General features: G+C 31.2%; 13 protein-coding genes. 6 read left to right on the plus strand and 7 right to left on the minus strand.

Features of this window, described 5'->3' with window-relative positions:
• Nucleotides 1–91 precede the first annotated feature (91 nt).
• Genes infB through N2712_03970 form a run of 3 tightly spaced genes read right to left on the minus strand, consistent with a single transcriptional unit; the run spans nucleotide 92 to nucleotide 4,255 of the window.
• The gene (gene infB / locus N2712_03960) at nucleotides 92–2,401 is read right to left on the minus strand and encodes a translation initiation factor IF-2 (protein MCX8029132.1); all 2,310 of its coding nucleotides are present in this window, start codon (nucleotides 2,399–2,401) and stop codon (nucleotides 92–94) included.
• Complete coding sequence (locus tag N2712_03965) at nucleotides 2,402–3,718, minus strand: transcription termination/antitermination protein NusA (protein ID MCX8029133.1); 1,317 nt, start codon at nucleotides 3,716–3,718, stop codon at nucleotides 2,402–2,404.
• Between the two features lie 3 nt (nucleotides 3,719–3,721).
• Nucleotides 3,722–4,255 carry a hypothetical protein gene (locus N2712_03970; protein ID MCX8029134.1) on the minus strand — a complete coding sequence of 178 codons (534 nt, stop codon included), beginning with the start codon at nucleotides 4,253–4,255 and terminating at the stop codon, nucleotides 3,722–3,724.
• Nucleotides 4,256–4,911: 656 nt separating this feature from the next.
• Between N2712_03970 and N2712_03975 the strand changes: the two genes are divergently transcribed.
• The 4 genes from N2712_03975 to N2712_03990 all read left to right on the plus strand — a co-directional run bounded on the left by N2712_03975 (nucleotide 4,912) and on the right by N2712_03990 (nucleotide 13,548).
• Nucleotides 4,912–6,414, plus strand: coding sequence for a hypothetical protein (locus N2712_03975; protein MCX8029135.1), 1,503 nt, complete (start codon nucleotides 4,912–4,914; stop codon nucleotides 6,412–6,414).
• Between the two features lie 153 nt (nucleotides 6,415–6,567).
• Nucleotides 6,568–9,150 (plus strand): fused MFS/spermidine synthase, encoded by a 2,583-nt coding sequence (locus N2712_03980; protein MCX8029136.1) that lies wholly within the window; start codon nucleotides 6,568–6,570, stop codon nucleotides 9,148–9,150.
• Between the two features lie 930 nt (nucleotides 9,151–10,080).
• The gene (gene polA / locus N2712_03985; GenBank protein MCX8029137.1) at nucleotides 10,081–12,837 is read left to right on the plus strand and encodes a DNA polymerase I; all 2,757 of its coding nucleotides are present in this window, start codon (nucleotides 10,081–10,083) and stop codon (nucleotides 12,835–12,837) included.
• 216 nt (nucleotides 12,838–13,053) lie between these two features.
• Entirely contained in the window at nucleotides 13,054–13,548 is a 495-nt protein-coding gene (locus N2712_03990) for a TlpA family protein disulfide reductase (protein ID MCX8029138.1), read from the plus strand.
• On the opposite strand, the gene N2712_03995 is transcribed toward N2712_03990, so the two are convergent.
• A complete protein-coding gene (locus N2712_03995; protein MCX8029139.1) occupies nucleotides 13,526–14,665 on the minus strand; it encodes a glycosyltransferase family 4 protein in 1,140 nt (379 codons plus the stop codon). The two genes, N2712_03990 and N2712_03995, sit on opposite strands and share 23 nt — an antisense overlap.
• Before the next feature lie 445 nt (nucleotides 14,666–15,110).
• Between N2712_03995 and N2712_04000 the strand changes: the two genes are divergently transcribed.
• Both N2712_04000 and N2712_04005 read left to right on the plus strand, forming a co-directional pair.
• A complete protein-coding gene (locus N2712_04000) occupies nucleotides 15,111–16,238 on the plus strand; it encodes a glycosyltransferase family 4 protein (GenBank protein ID MCX8029140.1) in 1,128 nt (375 codons plus the stop codon).
• 338 nt (nucleotides 16,239–16,576) lie between these two features.
• Nucleotides 16,577–17,410: a glycosyltransferase family 25 protein gene (locus N2712_04005; protein ID MCX8029141.1), complete on the plus strand. Its 834-nt coding sequence runs from the start codon at nucleotides 16,577–16,579 to the stop codon at nucleotides 17,408–17,410.
• A 26-nt stretch (nucleotides 17,411–17,436) separates the two neighbouring features.
• On the opposite strand, the gene N2712_04010 is transcribed toward N2712_04005, so the two are convergent.
• The 3 genes from N2712_04010 to N2712_04020 form a co-directional block, all read right to left on the minus strand.
• Nucleotides 17,437–18,642 carry a glycosyltransferase family 4 protein gene (locus N2712_04010; protein MCX8029142.1) on the minus strand — a complete coding sequence of 402 codons (1,206 nt, stop codon included), beginning with the start codon at nucleotides 18,640–18,642 and terminating at the stop codon, nucleotides 17,437–17,439.
• A gap of 367 nt (nucleotides 18,643–19,009) precedes the next feature.
• Nucleotides 19,010–20,464 (minus strand): oligosaccharide flippase family protein, encoded by a 1,455-nt coding sequence (locus tag N2712_04015; GenBank protein ID MCX8029143.1) that lies wholly within the window; start codon nucleotides 20,462–20,464, stop codon nucleotides 19,010–19,012.
• Nucleotides 20,465–20,548: 84 nt separating this feature from the next.
• The coding region (locus N2712_04020) for a glycosyltransferase family 2 protein (protein ID MCX8029144.1) at nucleotides 20,549–21,447 on the minus strand (899 nt) is incomplete at its 5' end.

Below are 21,447 nucleotides of genomic sequence, written 5' to 3' on the forward strand. Positions count from 1 at the left end.
GATGAGAGGAAAAATTTCTAAAGTCTGGCCTGTAAATTCTTAACATGTTTCCAATACCAAAATGACTTCTAACGTGAAAATCTAGTTTAAATTATTCTTCTTCCACCATTTTATAACATTCTATTACATCACCTTCTTTTATATCATTGAAGTTTTTGAACGCAATACCGCATTCAAGTCCTTCTTTAACTTCGCTTACATCATCTTTTAAGTGTTTCAGTGATGATATTTCTCCGTCATATACGAGTATGTTATCTCTGTAAATTCTAACTTTTGATTTTCTTTGTATTACACCATTTTTGACATAACAACCTGCTACAGAACCAACACCACTTATTTTGAATACCTTTCTAACCTCAGCACTACCCAAAACTTTTTCAACTAGCACAGGTTCTTTCAAACCTTTCATTTCTTTCTTGACATCATCAACTATCTCGTATATTATGTTGTACTTTTTTATCTTTACTTTTTCTCTTTCAGCTATTTCGCTTGCCTTTGGCAGGACTTTAGTTTTGAATGCTATTATTGATGCTCCTCCTGCAGAAGCAAGCATAACATCGCTTTCATTTACTTGTCCAACTCCAAAGTGTATGACTTTTATACTAATCTCTTCATTTGATAACTTTTCAAGAGAGTATTTTATAGCTTCAACACTTCCAAAAACATCACCCTTAACTATGTATTTAATCTCCTTAACCTCTGAGAATATATCTCTGCCTGACTTTAGGCTTTTTATGTTCTCTATCTTTGAGTAATATTTTCTTTTTTCTGATATTTCTTTTGCTTGATCTTCTGATTCAACGACATTAAACTTCTCACCAGCGTTAGGTAATTCCTCAGCTCCAACTATTTCTCCAGGTAGTCCTGGTAAGAGTTCTTTTATTTTATTCCCTTTATCGTCAAATATTGCTCTTACCTTTCCATAAGTGGTTCCTACAACAAAATTATCACCAACTTTCACAACACCGTTTTTAACTATTAATGTAAATACTATACCTCTACCCTGGTCAACTTTACTTTCTATTACAAATCCTACTCCTCTTTTTTTATAGTCTGCTTTGAGTTCCATCAATTCAGCTTGTAGAGATACAGCTTCAAGCAATTTGTCTATATTAATTTTCTTCAAAGCCGATACTTCGACATAAATAGTGTCACCACCCCAGTCATCTGGTATGAGTCCTAACTCACTTAGTTGATTTTTTACTCTATCTGGATTTGCACCTGGAGAATCTATTTTATTTATAGCAACAACGATTGGAACTTTTGCATCCTTTGCATGATTTAGTGCTTCTATTGTCTGCTCCTTAACTCCATCATCTGCAGCTACAACTAAGATAACGATATCTGTTACCTTGGCACCTTTAGCTCTCATATATGTAAAAGCTTCGTGTCCTGGAGTATCTATAAATGTTATCTTTTTACCATTTATTTCAACAACAGATGCTCCTATATGTTGTGTTATACCACCGCTTTCTGACATAGCAACTCTAGTGTTTCTTATTGTGTCAAGAAGAGTTGTCTTTCCGTGATCAACGTGGCCCATAACAGTAACTATGGGTGGCCTCTCTTTTATGTTTTGGGGATTGTCTGGTTCTTCTTGTACATTTATCTCATCAAAAACAGACTTTACAATAACTTTTGTTCCAAATTCTTCTGCGACAATTGTAGCAGTGTCAGAGTCAATTTTGTCATTTATAGTAACTGACAAACCAAGCTTCTCTAAAACTTCTATAAGATCAGAAGCTTTAACGTTCATTTTTTTAGCTAAATCTCCAACTGTTATTACATCATATATCTCTATTTCCTCAGGTACAGCGTAAACTTTCTGCTTTCGATGTTTCGAAAACTCCGCATCTAATTTGGCTTCAAAGGATTCTTCTGGTATTTCAAATTCTTCTACTTCTTTCTTTAAATACTTGACAGTTTGCTTCTTGGAAACTTGTGGAATCTGTTGAGTTTGAGGTCTAACAGTGGTTTGTTTTTTGGCAAATTTGTCTTTTATAGCAAACTTACCGGTACTCTGTTGCCCTTGTTTGTAATTTGGACGTCCTTGGTTCTTATCTCTAAATTGTAATCCATTTCTTCTTTGATCTCTTTGGTCTTTTGATTCTCTTCTATTATCTTGTTCTCTATTGTAGAATGCCCTTCTCTCCCTAAATTCTCTTTGGTAACCCTTTACAGAATCTCTGTTGTACCTGCTCTCCCTAAATTGTTTACCGGGATGCTGAATTTCTGATGATTTACCAACATTCTCTTGAACACTTTTATTTTCTAACGTTTGTTTAGTCTCAGTTGGAGTGATATCTTTCTTCTCTTCTAAATTCTGATTAACGTCACTGCTTTGAGATGGGGTTGTTATTTTCTTCTTTATCTTTATTTTAACCTTTCTTTTTTCTTCCATTTACTCCTCCTCCACCTCAACTTCAATGTATTCATTCACTATTTTGTCTATATGCGATATCTCTCTAGAAGAGAAACCTAGAGATTTTAGATTACCCATCTCTTCAAGAAGAGTTCCTATTGTTTTAATGCCTTTTGCTTTCAATTTGTCTAGTATCTCCTTATCGAATGGTAAATAATCTACGTAAGTATTTTCATTTATTTCACCTTCTTCTATGAAGATTTCGGGTTTTCTCTGTTTATCGTCTTCCATAGCAAGCATAACTTTAACTTCCTTACCAACCATTTGTGAAAAGAGTCTAACATTGATTGAATTTTTACCCAATACGTTTAGAGCACTCTCATATATACTTATGAGTATTTCATTTTCTCTCTCTTCAACAGAACTAACAGAATTTCTACCAAATACGTTTTTCGCAAACTCCTCAACATTAGGATTCCATAAAACAACATCTATTTTCTCTCCACTTATTTCCTTTGATACACTCATAATTCTACTACCGCCAACACCTATACATGCTCCAACAGGATCGATATCAGGAAAAGAAGAATAAACGGCAACTTTTGATCTTTCACCAGGAATTCTACCAACTGATTTAACTTCAACTATATTTTTACTAACTTCAGGAATATTAGTCTGAAATAGCTTTTTTACGAAATCAGGTACAGTCCTAGAAAAGAGAAGTTTTGCTTCTTTACTATGAGGTGGTTTTTTGAAACTAACATCCTGCTTGTCTTGGGGAATCAATATATCAATAAGAATAGCTTTTATTGAGTCGCCTACCTTAAATAATTTGTGATCTTCTGGCATAGTATGTTCGCCTGGGATGATACCATCTATTTTGAAGCTTCCAAAATCAACTATAACGTCAATGTTTCTACCTCTCATGTTGCTTATTTTACAGATGAATATGTCTCCAACCTTTGTCTTAAAAATAGAGCTAACCTTGTCTCTTTCTATCTCAGCCTTTAATGACAAAAATGTATTTCTTATAACGTCTATAGCTTGTCTACTGAATTTTTCTGCAGATATAGGTACTTCAATAATATCACCTATCTTGGGGTTGCTTGAAAACTTCTTAGCATCCTCCAATGATATCTCGACAACACTGTCATTAACTTTATCAACAACGCTCTTTAATGCAAGAATTTCAGCTCTTTTACCGTCTTCACTTATCCTAAAAACCATATTATCGTAGTTTTTGCCGTATTCTCTCTTGTATCCTGCTAATAGTGCTTTCTCTAGTATCTTATGCACTATATCCTCAGGCAGATCCATAGACTTAACTATGTCTTTTATATTCCCAAATAATGCCATAAACTAATCACCCCCAAAATATTTCTTTGCGTCAAAATAGAGTTTGGTATATACTATATCAGACAAATCAACCCAAACTTCATTACCATTATAATCAAATTTTACAACATCACCTTCTATACCAATAAGTTTAGCGATAAAAACATCTTTTGAAAGATTGTAACTTGAGAAGTTATTTAGCTTAACTTCTACTTCTTTACCGGCAAATATTTCATATTCATTAGGATTTCTGAAAACTCTATCAACACCTGGTGAACTAACTAGCAAATTATATCTCGTAGGTATAGGATCTTCAACATCGAGCAATCTAGATATAACATTTGATACCTTTTCACAATCCTTCAAAGATATACTTTTATTCTTAGAATATATCTCTACCTCAAACACTAAAGTTTTACCTCGTTTTATATCGATATCAACAACTTCGTATCCCATATCTTTCACCAACTTTTGTATCTTAGGATTTATCTTACTCTTTATACTCTCTATATCTATGTAACTCCCCTCATCACGATCTCTTTTGAGACTTTTTGACATATATAGAAATAATTATATAAAATTTACATTGTTATATTCAAAGTGAAGGGCTTAATAAAGATAAATTCCAAAATTTGGACATGAAGTAGATATGTTTAGTGATTTTTGCTTTTATGAGTTGATGCTTTGGTAGAGGACGGGAGAATAAGCTTTAAAGAAGCATAATTTACTGCCAGTAAGGAGTAAGATAAGTTTTTAATATTAATACAACTTGAGGTGGAAAGGAATGTATTCTAAGGTGAATGTTGAAATTAGGTAGTAAGATGCACTTAATCTCTCAAGAAGATACTATTTTTTATTAGCAGTGGTAGGACATAAATACAGTGTAGTATACTCTTGCTAATTTGAATTAGAGTAAAGAAAAATAGTAGCAGATTTTTAAGCAGTACTCTTCTTTCCATAGCTCTAAGCATATCTTCCTTACCTAAGGAAGTGGAGAACTTTATAGGCAATGTGGCTTTAGGTATAAAGTTATGGAATTTCTTAGGATATTTGGTTTTTATTTACTCGGAAATTCTTACCAAGAAAACGAGATTTATCATTGTAGTTAATACTTGGAATTTAATTTTTACTGTAAAAAAATTTCATTTCTATTATTTGCGAAGTTTCAGTTTTTAATATGTGCATTTATAATATTTATTGTTGAGGAGGTTTTTATGAGAGTGCTTTTTCTTTTTGCGAGTTTGTTTTTGTTGTCATCTTTGGTGTTTTCTCAGCCTAAAAAGGATGTTAAAATATCAGAGCAACAAGAGATTTCAATATTTGCTTCTTACTATACCTGGGATATACCCCCGAATATTGTCAACAAACTGGATGATGGTATAGTAAATTTGTTTCTAAACATGAAGAGATTTAAGGTTAGGGGGTATGAGTTTAGGTTTTCTGAAGGTAACCTTGAAAAGTTTCTTAGTAGAATTAAGGAACTACAGCAACAGAAGGTTTTAAAGTCTGAGAAATATGTTGATCCTAAATGGGGTACAATTACGCTTACACCAGAGGCTTTAGAAGCGTTGATAAATTCGTTCTCTATAGTAATACCAAATATAAAATCTTTTGGTGTTGAGACTAAGTATGAGTTAGGTAGAGGTATTTATTATGAGGTAACTATGGGATTGTCTTTAAAATTCTATGAACCATCTACTGGAGAAATATTCCATGTTATTGATGTAAGTAAAACAGTATCTGGTAAAAGTAGTAAGTTGATAGAAATGATAACAGGTATAAGAGGAAGAAATCTAACAAGAGAGGAGACAATAATTATGGCTGTTAATGAAATATTGGGAGAAATAAAATACCAAATAAGAGGTGTAGAAAAGTTCAAACTTTATACTACTATAGTTGATACGAAGGATGGTAAATACTATATAGAATTGGGTAAAAATTATGATTTACATCCTGGTCTTGAACTAGATATAGTTCAGACGAAATCAATGGTAATTGGTGGGAAAACCAGAACTTCAACAGAAGTTAGTGGACTTGTTAGAGTTGTTAGTGTTGGTGAAGACTATAGTGAAGTGATACCTTTATTCGGAGACCCAAAACTTGGAGATCAGTTGACAGATGCTTTGAGAAGAGGTTTTATATTTAAGTTATTTTTGGGTTTGCAGCAAATTGAGTATAATGCTCCGAAAGATCCTGTTTTACTACCTTACTTCAACCAAAAATGGGGCGGATTGGAAGATGGTAATGCACTAGTATTAGGAATATCTGGATTAAATGATGGCAATTCGGCATTTTTTGAGCCTCAAATTGATATATCTGTAGTTTTTTCTTCGCCCCTTACTCTTACAGTAGATTTACTACTTAACTACTCAATCTACTTCAAGAATCTGAAGATAAAACCTTATATTGGCTTTGATCTACTAGGATCGTTTACCTATCTAGGAACAATTGGATGGTTTTTCTACTGGTTAGATTTTTATCTAACAACATTTTCTATAGGATTTAATGCTGGTTTGAATGTTGAGTTTTTATTTTCAAAGTATGTGGGGTTATCCTTGAATATAGGGTATAAGTATACTATACCTGTTTATGACTTTATTAGAGCATATGACTCATTTGGTAATGAGTATGATTCAAGTATATTTACCTCTGATATGATACCAGATTTTGGCTTGAGAGGTGTGGGAGGTAACTTAAGCTTTATTTTGAGATATTAATTCTGAAGGGGTAATGATAAAATTACCCCTTTGTAAAACTTATAGAATAGAACCTAAATGCTGACTGAAGCGTGGTACATAGTATATGTAGCAATCATCGTAAAATTCTTTAAATTTTCTTAGTGGGGTAGCTTTAAAATTGAAATATTTAAAATGGGAAAATTAAAATTTGTGTCGGTGAAAAGGTATTATATTTTTTTACTTGTTTTTACTTCAGGTTTTAGTTCTCTTCTTTATCAAATTTCGCTAAATAGACTTTTTAACCTAACATTTGGACTTTTCATACATTCGACGGTAGTTATTCTTGTAACTTACATGGTAGGTTTGGCAATAGGGTATTTTGTGTCTCGATATATAAAGCCTAAAAATAATCTTTCTTTCTACGGTTATCTTGAGTTAATTATAGGGCTATATACATTAATGGTCTTTATTGCTTTTGGGTTTATTGATAATCTGTATACAAACTTAGGTAATTACATTTTAGTCAAAATTGTATTGTCAACAGTTATTCTACTTGTGCCTACTACTGCTATGGGGATAACTTTACCTATTCTTGTCGAGTATTTTAGAAAAAATTATGATAACGATGAAATAGAAAAAATATACGGTATAAATGCACTTGGTGGTAGCATAGGAGCGTTTCTGACATCAATACTTTTTATAAATCTTTTAGGGCTTAGTGCTACGTTTTTAATTGGTTTGGCACTTAACGTGTTTGTATTTTGGGCTGCTTTGTACTTATCTGAGGAGAAACTTGCTTCATTCAAGATCCAGAAAACGAACCTTAAATTTGCAAACATAGGAATGGGAATGAGTTTGATTGTATTTTTATTTGGATTTTCTGGAATGGCTCTCGAAATAATATGGTATAGATTGCTTGTATATTTCGTAGCAAATAATACTTTTTCTTTTTCGATTATTCTTTCTGTTGTTATCCTTGGAATAGCATTAGGATCACTATTACATAAACCTTTAGTTGGAGTACTGAGAAATGATTTTTATCTGCTTGTTACTATTTCTTTCTTTACATCTTTTTATCTTTTTCTAGCTATCCATATTCTAAATAACTCGTACTCTGTGATGGGTACTATTTTTAATGTGGTTGGTAATATAATTTTCACTCTATTTGGTGATAATAAGTTTTCAGAAACAATTACTTTAACGATAACTAGATATTTTCTAGTTTCTATAACTGCTGGTGTTGTTGCTTTATCATCAGGAATAGTTGTACCTTCTGTTTTTAGTATTGTTAGGAAAGTTACTGAAAAAGAAAGTGATTCTCAAAGTATTTCTGGGACTATACTCTCTATAAATACTCTTGGTAGTATAGTTGGAGTAATATTAATTACCTACTTCATTATACCTATCTTTGGGTTTAGCAATAGTATTGTTTTGATTTCGTTTCTCTATCTTATTTCTGGTTTTGTTGTTATAGCTAAAATGGGGTTTAATAAAGTACTAGGCACAATAGGTGTAATAATAGCTTCAATAGTTATATTTTTACCAAGAGAAATAACATTTACCAAATACTATAATGGTTTTTTTGATATAAAAGGGGATCTTAAGTTCTACAAAGAGGGTATGTATGGTACCATAGGGATATTTGATGTAAATGGAGTCAGGTTCTTGAAGATAAATGGTATTGACGAAGTGCCAAATGATTTTGATTCTATTGTTACTTTTAAGATGTTAGGTAATTTGCCGTTTTTGATTTCTGGTAGTAATTCAAACATTATGGTTAATGCTCTTGGAGGTGGAATAACACTAAGTAGTGTTTTAAGCCATGTTTCGACTCAGAAGGTTTATGTTGTTGATATATGTCCTGATGTAATTTCTGCTCTACCGTTTTATAAAGGTTATAATGACAATGTATTTTTAAAAACGAATTGGGTTTTTGTTGAGGATGATGGTAGAAATTTTCTAAAGTCCCATAGGGAAACTTTTGATATTATAATAGCGGATGCTACACATCCAGCGTCATCTGAAAGTTGGATTTTATTTACAAAAGAGTTCTACAATCTTATTTATTCTAAACTAAAAACAGATGGAGTGTTTGCTCAGTGGATTCCTGTGCATAATCTTGAAACATATGATTTTGTATCTATACTTAAAACTATTCAAAGTGTTTTCCCTAATGCTTTGCTCTTTATAACTGGTGTTTATACTATTGTTGTTGGGAAAAAATCTACTAGCGAAATTGAATTTAAAAATTCACACCAAGAGGATTTATCAGTGATAGGTATGAGTTTTGATGATGTAAAATCTTTGCTTTTTTTAACGCCAGAGCAGTTTAGAAAATTAGTTAGTACCGAGAAAGGAGAAATATTGCATGATTACAAGTCGTCTGTTGAATTTGCAGAATTTCACAGAAGATTTGCTGAGGATACTAAGTCTAAAAACTTTGAAGTTATACTCAAGTATTCTATATCTGAAGAACTCTCTGAGTTTACGGGAATTAGTATTGATAAACACAAAAGTATGATATTAGCTAAGCAAGGTTTGATTAATTATATGAGGAAGTTACATTATGATGCTTTGCTAAAACTTGAAGAGGCACTTAAGCTTGATGAAAGAAACTTTTACGCAAGGTATCTTTTCTTAAAAGTATTTCGAGAATTTGTTGATATTGTCTACAAATATGAAAAACAAATAAGGGCTACATATGGTGATGAGACTTATAAATCGCTAGTAAGGTATATAGAAACCAGAATGAAATTCATCGATAAACTAAAATGAATCACATTATTTATTTAGAGCGTAAATTTTGTAGATTTCTCTGTACTTTTACTGGAAAAGAACTACTCAGGATATACCTATTACATTGAAGAATATTGTATCATCCGATAGCAACTCTGTATTTTCAAATTCTTTTTTGCCTATTGTTTCAAGTAATTTATCTTTTGTCTTATCCAGTTTTTCTGTATAACTTCCTAGGTAGTTTATTATCTGTCTTGATTGTAGATAATACCTTTTTCTCCTCTGTTTTCAGCTAGAAATGTCTCTACGCATTTCCAAAAATATCTTCATCTGTTATATAAAATTTATAATGCTTGGAGACTTTGTAAAAAATGCTTTCAATTTTTCCTAGACCCGCTATTCTATTAAGATCTATCATTAAGAGCCTTGAGCATTTAATTCCACTTTATTCTTGTTATCTCTTGGATGTTCTTCTAACTTTTAATAAACATCGTACTCAAAGAGTTTAGTGTCGAAGTATTTTTATTTCGAAGATCTTCATAAAATAATAGTTAGGAAGTGCTTCACTTATAATCTTTTAACTTGACACGTATTTTAAATTACTTGTGATATGAAACTGAAACTTGTGAAGTGTAAATTTAGTATGTTTTCCATATTTCAATGAGTACGTCTTTGGCCTTGGAGATATAATGTCTCAGTGTACTTCGATAAACTCATTCTTATTCATACCTAGTCTATCAAAGTATACAATGATTTTTTGAACATCTTTACGACTAAGTTAAGATTATTTGTATCAAGTAGGATAAAATGCGTAATTGATACTGTACGGATGTTTCGATTTGTTTAGTATGTATTATGTAATGAGAGTATTTTTTTGTTTCTATGTTTTCGAGTTATTTTCCTGATTTAGATGTTTTGGATTTAAATCTATCTGTTATAATATTAGGTGATGGAAGATAAGGTGGTTGTATGGAGAAATTATTCTTGTTCGATACTAGCAACTTAGTTTATAGATCGTTTTTTGGTTTTTCAGGAAGGCATCTTGTTAATTCTAAGGGAGAAATAACTTCTGGAATATTTGGGGCTATGAGAACAGTTATTAGGTTATACAAGGATTTCAAGTTTGAGAATGCGGTTTTTTGTTTAGATGGTCCTAGAGAGAGAACAAAACGATATAGTATTTATGCTAATTATAAGATTAATAGAGAAAAAGCACCTGAAGATCTGAAATTACAAGTTAAGAGAACTGTTAATCTTTTGAGAGAAGCAGGTATAGAGTGTGTGGAAATACCTGGTTATGAATCGGATGATATAATATCAATACTTGTGAATAGGTATTTTGGTAAGTATTCTATCTATATAGTTTCGGGTGATAAAGACTTATTGCAGCTCCTTAAATTCCCGGAAGTTCGTGTAATTTCATTTTCTCCTTCAAAGTCTGATTATGAAGTTAAAGATAGAAACAGCTTTATAGTTGAAAATGGTTTTGAACCTGAGTATATTGTTGATTATCTTGCTTTACTGGGAGACAAAGTTGATAACATACCTGGTGCTAAAGGTATAGGAGAAAAAACTTCAGCATTATTAATTCAAAAATATAAAACCATAGAAAACATATACTCCAATCTTGATGAAATCGAGGGTAGAGTAAAAGAAAAGCTTATCCAAAGTAGAGAAGATGTATTTTTAAGTAAGCAACTTGTAACTCTTTTTAATGATGCGCAAATTGATATACCTATAACTAGATTTTCTTTGAGTAACTTTAGCAAACCTAAAGTAGTAGAGCTTCTTAAGGAGTATGAATTCAAATCTATACTAAACGAAATTATGTCTGAAACTCAGCTGAAGGTATCTACTAGAAGTAATGGTGAGCTTTCTTTATTTTCAGAACCTTCTGTATCTCTAGATAACATTGCTAGACATAATAATTACAAACTTATAACTAGAAAGTCAGAACTCGAAGAACTTTATGGTGAGATACTAAGTAAAGGATATGTGTGCATAGACATAGAGACAGATGAAAAGCACTTTATGGAGTGTAAGATAGTAGGAATTGCTATATCTATCGAGGAAGGGATAGGGTATTACATTCCGATCTTGCATTCCGTGGCTAAGGATATATATGGTGATATAATGGATTTTATTATAAAGGTTTGTGAAGATGAGAGAATAAAGAAAATAGGTCATAACATAAAGTTTGAATATGTTATTTTGAAAAGGTATGGAGTGACAGTTAGAAATATATTTTTTGACACTATGATTGCATCTTATACGATAAGACCAGAGTTAACTCAACATAATTTAGATAGACTTGCTGAAGAGTATTTAAATTACAAAAAGTTTAAATATGAAGAAGTAACTAGGAAGAAGGAAAGTATATTTAATACTTTACTTAACGCTAATATAGAAGATGTTGTTAATTATGCTTGTGAGGATGCTGATATAACTCTTAGGTTGTATAACTTTTTTTCAAATAAGCTTGAAGAGAATGAGAAATTAAAAAAACTGTTTTATGAGATAGAGATGCCACTTGTCGAGGTATTAGGGGAGATGGAGTATAACGGTATAAAGGTAGATGTAGAGTATCTTAAAAATCTTAGCAAAGAGCTTGACTTAGAAATAAATAGAGTTTCTAGTAAAATATTTGATCTTGCTGGCGAAAATTTTAATGTCAATTCTCCTAAACAGATATCCTATATATTGTTTGATAAACTTAAACTCAATCCTGTTAAGAAGACAAAAACAGGATACTCTACGGATGAAGAAGTACTTGAGGAGCTTTTAGGAGAACACGAGATAGTAGAGCAGATACTGAAATACAGAACTCTTACGAAACTAAAAACAACGTATGTTGATGAGCTTCCAAATCTTTTAATAAAATCAACTGGTAGGGTACATACGTCTTTTAATCAGACGATAACTGCTACTGGTAGGTTATCATCAAGTAATCCAAACTTACAAAACATACCTGTGAGAGATGGGCTTGGTAAGAAGATAAGGTTAGCTTTCATAGCAAATGAAGGTAACTTACTTGGTAGTTTTGATTACTCACAGATAGAGTTGAGAGTTTTAGCACATTTTTCTGGGGATCCTTTATTGATAGAACACTTTATAGAAAACAGAGATATTCACTCTGAAACTGCAATGAAGGTATTACATATAAAACCAGAAGATATGAACTCTACATACAGGAGAATAGGTAAAATAATAAACTTTGGTATTGTTTACGGTATAAGCCCCTATGGACTTTCAAAACAACTTGGTGTATCAATACAGGAAGCAAGCGATATAATACAGAAATACTTTGAGACATATAAAGGTATAAAAGAATACATATTTCGTGTTCTTGAGTTTGTATCTAAAAAAGGCTATGTTGAGACTATGTTTGGTAGAATTCGGAGAATACCTGAGCTTGTTAATAAGAAGTTTGATGAGAATAAACTGAATTTCGGTAAATCTGAAAGGATTGCTATAAATACTCCCATACAGGGTACTGCAGCAGAGATAGTTAAGATATCGATGAATAAGTTGTATAACGCTATAAAGAATACCTCTGTAAAACTGCTTCTTCAAGTACACGATGAGATAATAGTTGAACTACCTGAAAAAGAAGAAGAAAATTATTCTACTATGATAAAAACTATACTTGAAAAAAGTGTAGATCTTAAAGTACCGCTTTTAGTAGAGTACAGATTTGGTAAGAGTTGGGGTGAACTTGAAAAATAGTATTTTTTATATTAGATTGGTTTCTATTCCTTGAATAAAACACGTAATTAATGTTTGAATTATAGTGTCGTTAAAGAGCACTAAAAAATCCTTTTATTGGTTATTTTTTATTCATTATTGAGATTATTTATGTTTTAAATTTTGTTTTTAGATTTTGGCTTGAATTTTATATGATAGATTATTATTTTTTATTACTATATACTGTTGGAGGTATCTATGACTAAGTATTTTATCGTGATAGTTTCATTGTTTCTAAGTTTGACTTTATTCGCAAAAGAAAATCAAAAGGGTGGGAAGTATCCACATTTTATATTCAAGGCTACCACCATAGATGGGAAAAATATAGATCTTGCAGACCACATTGGTAAGAAACTTATAATGGTGAACTTTTGGGCTACTTGGTGTGCTCCATGTAGGTATGAAATACCTGACTTGATTAACTTGCAGGAGGAATTCAAAGATAAGCTTATAATAGTTGGTGTTTCTTTAGATAGATATGTTGATTCTGTTAAGATATTTTCCCAAAAATACAAGTTCAATTATCCAGTAGTGCACGATGATGGTACCCTAAACTACTATTATGGTGGAATAGCATCTATTCCAACGACTTTTATAATAAACTACGAAGGTAAAATAGTTGAGAGAATAATAGGTGCTAGGAGTTTTGATGTGTTTAAAGAATTTGTTGTCAAATATTTGAAGAAGAACTAATTGATGTATTAGATCCTAGAATAATTTTGTCAATTTGTGTTAATTGTTCTTCAATTGAGAACTTTGAGGTTAAAAGTTGTTGTATGTTTTGAACTATTTCACTTCTTTGCTGAATAAAGAATCGTAAAATGTCTTCCCATGAATTAACTATTTCTTCTATTGAGTTGTAAAGGATACCTGTTTTGTAGTGTATAACCATTTCTCTCATTCCGCTTCTATTGGCTGATATAACTGGTATTCCTAGGGAATAGCTTTCTAGGATTACTGTGGGTAGTGGATCTTCTGTACTTGTTATAACTATTGCTGTTGAGTTTTTTATCTCGTTTATAACTTCTTCTCTTGTTAGGTTATGCTTAATTTCTATGTAAGGTTTATCAGAGATTTCTCTATGTAGTTCAGAAAGTAAGTCTTTTTGGTAGTATTTGTAGATAATTAATCCTTTAATTTCTGGAGTTTTTGAGGTTATTTGGTTTATCATTTGAACGAATTCCAAGGGGTTTTTACGTTTTTCTATACTTCCTATCCATATTAATCTTGGAGTTGAGGTAGTTTTTAGTGGTGCTATCTGATTTGATATTTTTGTACCGTTATAAACTACAGATACTTTATTTTCTAGTTTTTTGCCTAGAGAACTTTTTACTTCATTTGAAACTGCAATTACGTGATCGACTTTTTTCTGTATTATTTTTCTTATGTATCTTGAGATTATGTCTTTCTTTAGTATGTCGTGGATGTAGAGTATATTTCTAACTTTTCCCTTTAAAGGTGGAAAGTACAGTGCATCGTATGTATTTTTACCTAGTATTACATCTATACTTTTTAGTTTGGATATGATCTGTATGTATAGTTTGGCAAGGATAACTAGAATTATTTTAGTTATTAACAAAAACGCTTTTACAAAGAGATTAGACTTTGTTATGCCTAGCTGAGATAGGAGTATGGATACATTTACATTTTGTGGTTTTATACCTGATTCTATGAGGAACTCTTTTATCTTTTTGCTGGAACATACAGCGTAGAACTCGATATTTTGATCTTTCCTATTTTTTAGGTAATCTTGGAGTACTATTTCTGCACCACTTATAGTATTGCCTGAGAAAATAATAAGGCATTTCATAGGTTATGATTTTTTATGTTGCTTTAATTCTTTTTCTAGATAAGAATGAAATCTATGGGTTTATAAAGAATCCTTTGTTTTGCGTTAGTGTAAATTATGTGGTTACTGAGAAGAACAAGTTGCGAATTTGCAAAAACAGTTTTGGTATATAAACTTAATTCAGTAGTATTTGCAGTGAATAGTAGAATTGGTATGTTTTTGATTGACTATTTTAAAATGATGCATAACCATGTTTTTAGTGATAAAAAAGTGTTTGTTTGGTTGGTTGATGGTTTTTGTGAGTATTATTTTGAATGAGTTTTTATTTGTAGTTTACGTTATTTTGTGTCTTTTTGTTTATACTTCTGTATGTAATGATATGCGGGAAGATATATTTTGCTACGAATTACCATCATGCTCTTGGGATTTTGGAATTTGAGCCTAATTTAGCTTCTAGGAGTAGGTTATGAGAGTTTTAGTTGTTCCTTCTGGAATACCTGAAGATTATTCTATTCAGATGGCTAATTCTCTCTTGAAAAAGGGAATAGAAGTTGGAATCATTCTGAAAGAATCTACATATAGTGAATTTATTCCTGTTATAAGTAAGGATCTTTTGGTTTTTAAGATTCCAAAAAATGTTTTTGGATTATTAAAGGTTGTATTTGATGTGTGTAGATTCAAGCCAGATATAATACATTTCAATGATGGGGTTGATAATGTTTCGATATTGATACTTGCAGTTTCTTTATTTTTTAGAACCAAAATTTTTACAACTTTTCATGATGTTATAATTCACCCAGGTGATGAAAACTTTAAGAGGATTTTGGTAAGATACATTTTGAGGAAAATATCAAAAAAGATATTCGTGCATGGTAAAATACTTAAGGGCAAGTTTGTTGATACCTACAAAATTGATGAAAAAGATATTCTTTCAATAACGATAGGAAATCATAATTCACTTTTGTTTGAATACTATTCTAGGGGAAGAGAATTAGTTGATAAAGACAAGGATTTTCTAAAAATTCTCTTTTTTGGATGGGTTGCTCCAAGGAAGGGAGTTGATTTATTACTTGAGACAATCTTGGAACTTGTTAAAGAGGGGTATAATAGCTTAAAAGTTATAGTTGCCGGTAAGCTTGGATCAGGTTTTGGTTATAATGAGTTGTATGACAAGATAATGGAACTTTCAAAAAACGAACTTCTAAAGGATATTGTTGAGTTTAGGTTGAGACGTATTCCATGGGATGAGGGAGGCATGTTATACAAGTGGGCTGATGTTGTAGTTTTACCTTACACTGAAGTTTCACAGAGTGGTATTGTTGGAGTTGCATATTATTTTTCTAAACCGGTAATAGCAACTAATGTAGGTGCCTTGCCTGAAATAGTAAGAGATGGTTATAATGGACTACTCATAGATGGAAGCAGTGTATCATCTATAAGGGAAGGTTTGAAGTCATCAATAAAGTTTCTTTTAGAAAATCCTCAGGTTGTTAAGGAACTTGGTAGTAATGCTAGGAAGTTTGTCGAAACCGAGATGAATTGGGATAATATAGTAGATAAGATTATTGAAGCTTACTACAGTGCTGTAAAGTAGATTTTGCTATTTGTAACTAATCTAGGATGTTATAATAGTTATTATTGAAATTTTCATAGGGTAAATTACTGCTTTTGCCTTTAGAAAACTTGATTTTGAGTGGAGCTTAAAGTTTCATATTCACTTGAAAGTGAAAACTTCTTAGTTTTGTAATGACTATTTTGAAAATAAAATACCATCCTTCTTGTTTCAGAGAATTTACTTTCTGTTTGCTTTTGAGAATTTTCTTGTAGTCCAAGAAGATACTGTTTATCATCTAATCACTTTTCTCATTTTTTTATGGACTTCAGAGTACGAAATGTTGAAGATTTGTAGCTGAAACAATTATTATGCTGAATATGAAGCCTAGAGTGGGCATAGGTTTTATCCATAACAATGATGATAGAAGGAATAAGTTGTCTCTACCAAAAATTTTGGAACTAGTTAACTTCTTGAAGGAATACTACGAAGTTAAATTCTTACCTGTATCGTTTCAACCAGATGTGAATTCGGATCATGGTTTTATGTGGCATCTAAAGAGAGAATTTGTAATGTGGAGATATCAGATATCTCTACATAAGTATCTAAAAATAAGACTACCCGTACTAAAATCATTCAATTTTTTGTTGACAAGGTTGTTCAATTTGCTAAAAATGGGGTTATCTAGATTTTCAAAGGTTGCTAACTTTGAAATTATTCTAACTGATAAGCATGTGAGATTATGGTCTATTTTGGCTGAAGATAATGACTACATAATAGTGTTTGAAGATGATGCCATGATGGATAAGGATAGCATTTATAAAATAAAGGATATGATAGAATTTTTAAGAGATTGTGTGAGAGACACAGATGATAAGATTATCTATGTAGACTTAGCAAATGGTATTGAACTGAGCAAATTAAAGATAGATAAGTTAGTCATAAAAAGAGATGGCGACAAAATATTTTTTGACAGAATACTATCAAATACTACTTGCTCATATATGTTAAGTTCGAAGACTGTAAAAACTTTCACAAATATGTTGCTTGAAAATCCTAGCATTAGATTGCTTCCTATTGACAGAATTATAGACACGTTGGGTAGACTATCACTAGTCAAGGGATATCCTACTTTATGTATCCATGCTGATCCATCTATAGTACTTCATGGGAGTATGAAGAGAGCAGATCTTTGCACTAGAGATTATGTTTAACATATCATTAATTCAAAACTTAGTAATTAATATCCTCTACTAGTTAAGGTACTTCTTATTTTGTCTTCAAGCGAATCGATAATATTATCCCATAAGAAGTTTTTCAGCACGTGTTGTCTTATTTTTTCTCCTTTTTCCATAACATAATCTGGATTGTCTATAGCAAACTGGAGTTTCCTAGCTAGTCCGTCTACATCGTTTATGCTAACTATATCACCAAATTCACCATTGTTTGTTATATCCTTAGCACCAGTTACATCCGTAATAATCAGATAGTTAGCAAAATAACCTGCTTCTATTGTTGATAGATTTAAACCTTCAAACAAGGATGTTAGAACATATATCCTTGATATATTGTAAAGATTGTAAATTGATTTTCTATCGCTAATGTGTCCCTTAAAGACAATTTTTTCTTTGAGATGTGAATTTCTGAGAAAAAATTCTTCAAGAAACTTTTCAAATTCAGGATTAACAATTTGTCCAACAATCATAACAGTCCAATTCTTCAAATCTACCTTTTCCAAAGCATTGAACAGCATTTCATTGTTCTTCTGTCTTGAGCCTATTCTACCAACAGTGAGTATTATGTTTTCTTTCTGATCAAAGCTCTTAACTTGTATGTTTTCCAGTTTTACAAATTCATCGTCAATACCGTAAGGTAGGTAAAAGAATTTATCTCTATGCTTTTTGTATATATTTCTAAGAATTTCCAAGCCATCAACGACCTGTATTGAAAGTAAATCTACAAGTCTCAAGAAAATCGGTTCTAGAATCTTGTGAACAAAAAAGTTTCTGAGAATCTTTCTAAGTTTTCTTTCTGGATATTTGGGTAATAGCGAGTATGGATAGTCTTTAAGAGTTGAGAGATCATTATCTAGTGTTACATAGGCTATACCTTTAGGGTTGAGTATCTTGTAAAGTATGACATAGAACATAGTTTCAATAGTGTATAGAAACCTGTGGAGGATATCTATATTCCTAGCATTTCGTACTAAGAACTTAAGAAGAGATATATCAATCCTAAACTTCTTGCCGCGGTCTTTGAGTTTGATAACTTTCAACCCCTTTACAGCATTCTTATAATCTATAAATCTTTTGTCATCTGTCCTATGGAGAACAATATATGATTTGTAACCATGTTTCTGAGACATTTTAAGTGGTATCATTCCCGGTGGCTTTACAAGATCAACATAATCTGTAAACCCCATCAAAGTGACAAACTTAATTTTCATTCTTTTAATTCTGATTATCTGTGTAGACAATTTTCAATCTTGTATGACGTTTTCAGGAAAAAATTTCAACCAAATTTACTTTGTAAGATCAGTCAGATATAAGATTATTTAGTAGGTTTTCTTATAACTATTACAGACTTTAGAAACTAACATAAACATTAGAAAAAGTTGTTATACAGAACTTCAGGGTAATGAAAAGTAAGTTTATTACTGATCTCATAGTTGGTTTTATTTTTTGTGGAATAAGTTTTGATTTACTCTAAGTATTAATTCTTCTATCAATATAACTCGAACTTTTGCTATCTGAAAAAGATTTGTCTATCTTAACAGCGTTTGTTTAATGATACTGAGGTAGTAATAGAAACTTTTATATATTCTTTCTAAATATGAAACTGTGAATGGATTTAATTATTTCCATTGCGAAGTAATCTTTAGTAATGAAGTTTATACCAACATATATCAATCCACCTATTAAGGTATAAATAATAATTTTCATTAGCAGAGAATCTATTATTACTAATTTGCCAAATATTGCTAAAACTGTGAACATAACTAATCCTAATCCTATATACTTAAGACTTTTCAGTGGGAAGGTATTTCTAAAGCCAACTTCTTTTACAGAAATAGCATACAATATAAACTGAACTATTTCAGAAACAATTCTAGCTATGCAAGCACCTATGTAATTGTAATGGGGTATCAATATACCATACATAACTAAAGAGACTAGTATAGTTGGGATTATTACAAACTTTATATATTTCTTCTCGTTTCCTGTATAGTACATGTACTGACTAAATATAGAAATATAAGGTGTTAGGAGTAAAACACCAGATAGAATAGTTAATACAGTAACAGAAGGTATGAACTCTGTTCCAGATATAACTACTACTATTTCTCTTGAAAGTATGAGAATACCAAAAAATATTGGAGCTGTCAAAAACCAAGAAAACTCTATCGATTTTCTGATAAAGTTCCTAAGTTCTTCCTTATTCGTTGATCCAGAATAGTAAGCTATTCTGGGAGCAATAACACCAGAAAAAGAAAGAACTAAACTTTGAACCAACATCACTATTTTTAATCCAACAATGTAAAAACCAACACTTTCGTATGTAGACAAAAATCCTAAAATAGTTACATCTAGGTTTAAGTAGAATCTAGCTAAAAAACTTACTACCAAAGTTAAAACTAGAGGCTTGATATGTTCGGATAAATTTATCTCTGATAGATTAAAGCTTGCGTACCTGCGATAGAATAAAGGGTTTATGAGATATGATATCAATCCACCTATGAAGAGAGTTAGGAATGCGTATAAAATGTAATCCTGCTTTTTTGTAACTAGAAGTAAAAGAAGGACTACACCTATCAATCTAGTTATTATCATTCTTACTGAAACATAGAAGTAGTTCTCTCGAGATATGAAGAGCCAGTCAAAACCTAATATGAATATAAGTATATTCAACCCTATAACATAAAAAAGTAGTCTTTCAGACTTAAACTTGTCAAAAATTTCTACTGTCATTATAAATAAGATCAGTAATAAAAACACCAGCAAAGTGTTAATAAGAATTAACTCAGAAAATCTTTTGTTGAAAAGTGTTTGGTTATCTCTTACTTTTGACAACTCTCTAATACTGTATGGATAAATACCGAAATGGAAGAATACAGTGAAGAAGTCTACAACAGATGAAGCAAAATTCACTTTACCGATACTTTCGGGGCCAAGTACTCTAGTTGCATAAGGAAATGTGACTAGGGGAATGAACAAGCTAGAAAAGTTTACCAACAGATTATATATGTAATTTTTCTTTATTGATGACATCTTTAGAATCTAAATTCTAAAGAACAAGATTCTGTTATATCAAAAACTCATAGGATAAAGCGATATTTAAAAAGTCTAGTGGTATTATATTTTTTTGAGAAGTAAGTTTTTTATTACCCGGATTAGTGATAATATAGGTATCCAAAAATAAAAATAAAATGTCTTTGAAAGTTTAAACAAAGATATAAATACTTCAGAATACTTTCTATAGTTTCTCAGATATATGATATTTGACTCCACGTCCATGAAATACATTTTCTTATAACCTAATAACTTTGTTGTTTCACCGTGTAAGTGAAGTATACTAACCTTTGGATAATAGGCAGTTTTGTAGCCCAATTTTTCAAGTTTTTCAGCTAGTATGAGTTCTTCTGCGTAAAGAAAAGTTTCTTCGGAAAAGAAATCAACTTTTTCAAGTATGTCTAGATTTACCAACATAAAGCAACCCATAAGCCTATAAGGAAATATTACTTTTTCTTCGGGTTCGGAGTTTTTATTTATTTTGCTAATTATAATACTTCTCAATTTCAGAAAGGGGTATAAGATTGGATAAAAAAATGGGTATATTATATATTCCTTTATTCCAGGTTTTTTGAAAGGACCTTGAGATTTACCGTCTAAACCTAGTATTTTAGGACCAACTATTGCTACGTCATTGTAAGACTGAATTACTCTAACAAGGCTTTCTACTACTGGTTCCTCAATTTTTATATCGTTATTACTTATTATAGCATAAGAGAAATTCATTCTTTTTGCTAGCCTAAGCCCAAAGTTATTGCCTTTAGCATAGCCATAGTTATTGTCTAGGAGTATAAGGATGAATTTAGGATTTTTCATAAGTATGGAGGGTAAATAGTCTTTGTCTTGAAGTTTACTCTCGTATATAATGGTACTGGTTGGTAATTCGTTGAAAAAAGTTCTTAAAATTTTTCTATCATTGTCTCTTGAGTTATTGTCTACAACTATTATGGTATGGTTATTAC

The organism is Brevinematales bacterium, assembly GCA_026415355.1.
In the GTDB taxonomy this organism is placed as follows: Bacteria; Spirochaetota; Brevinematia; order DTOW01; family DTOW01; genus SKYB106.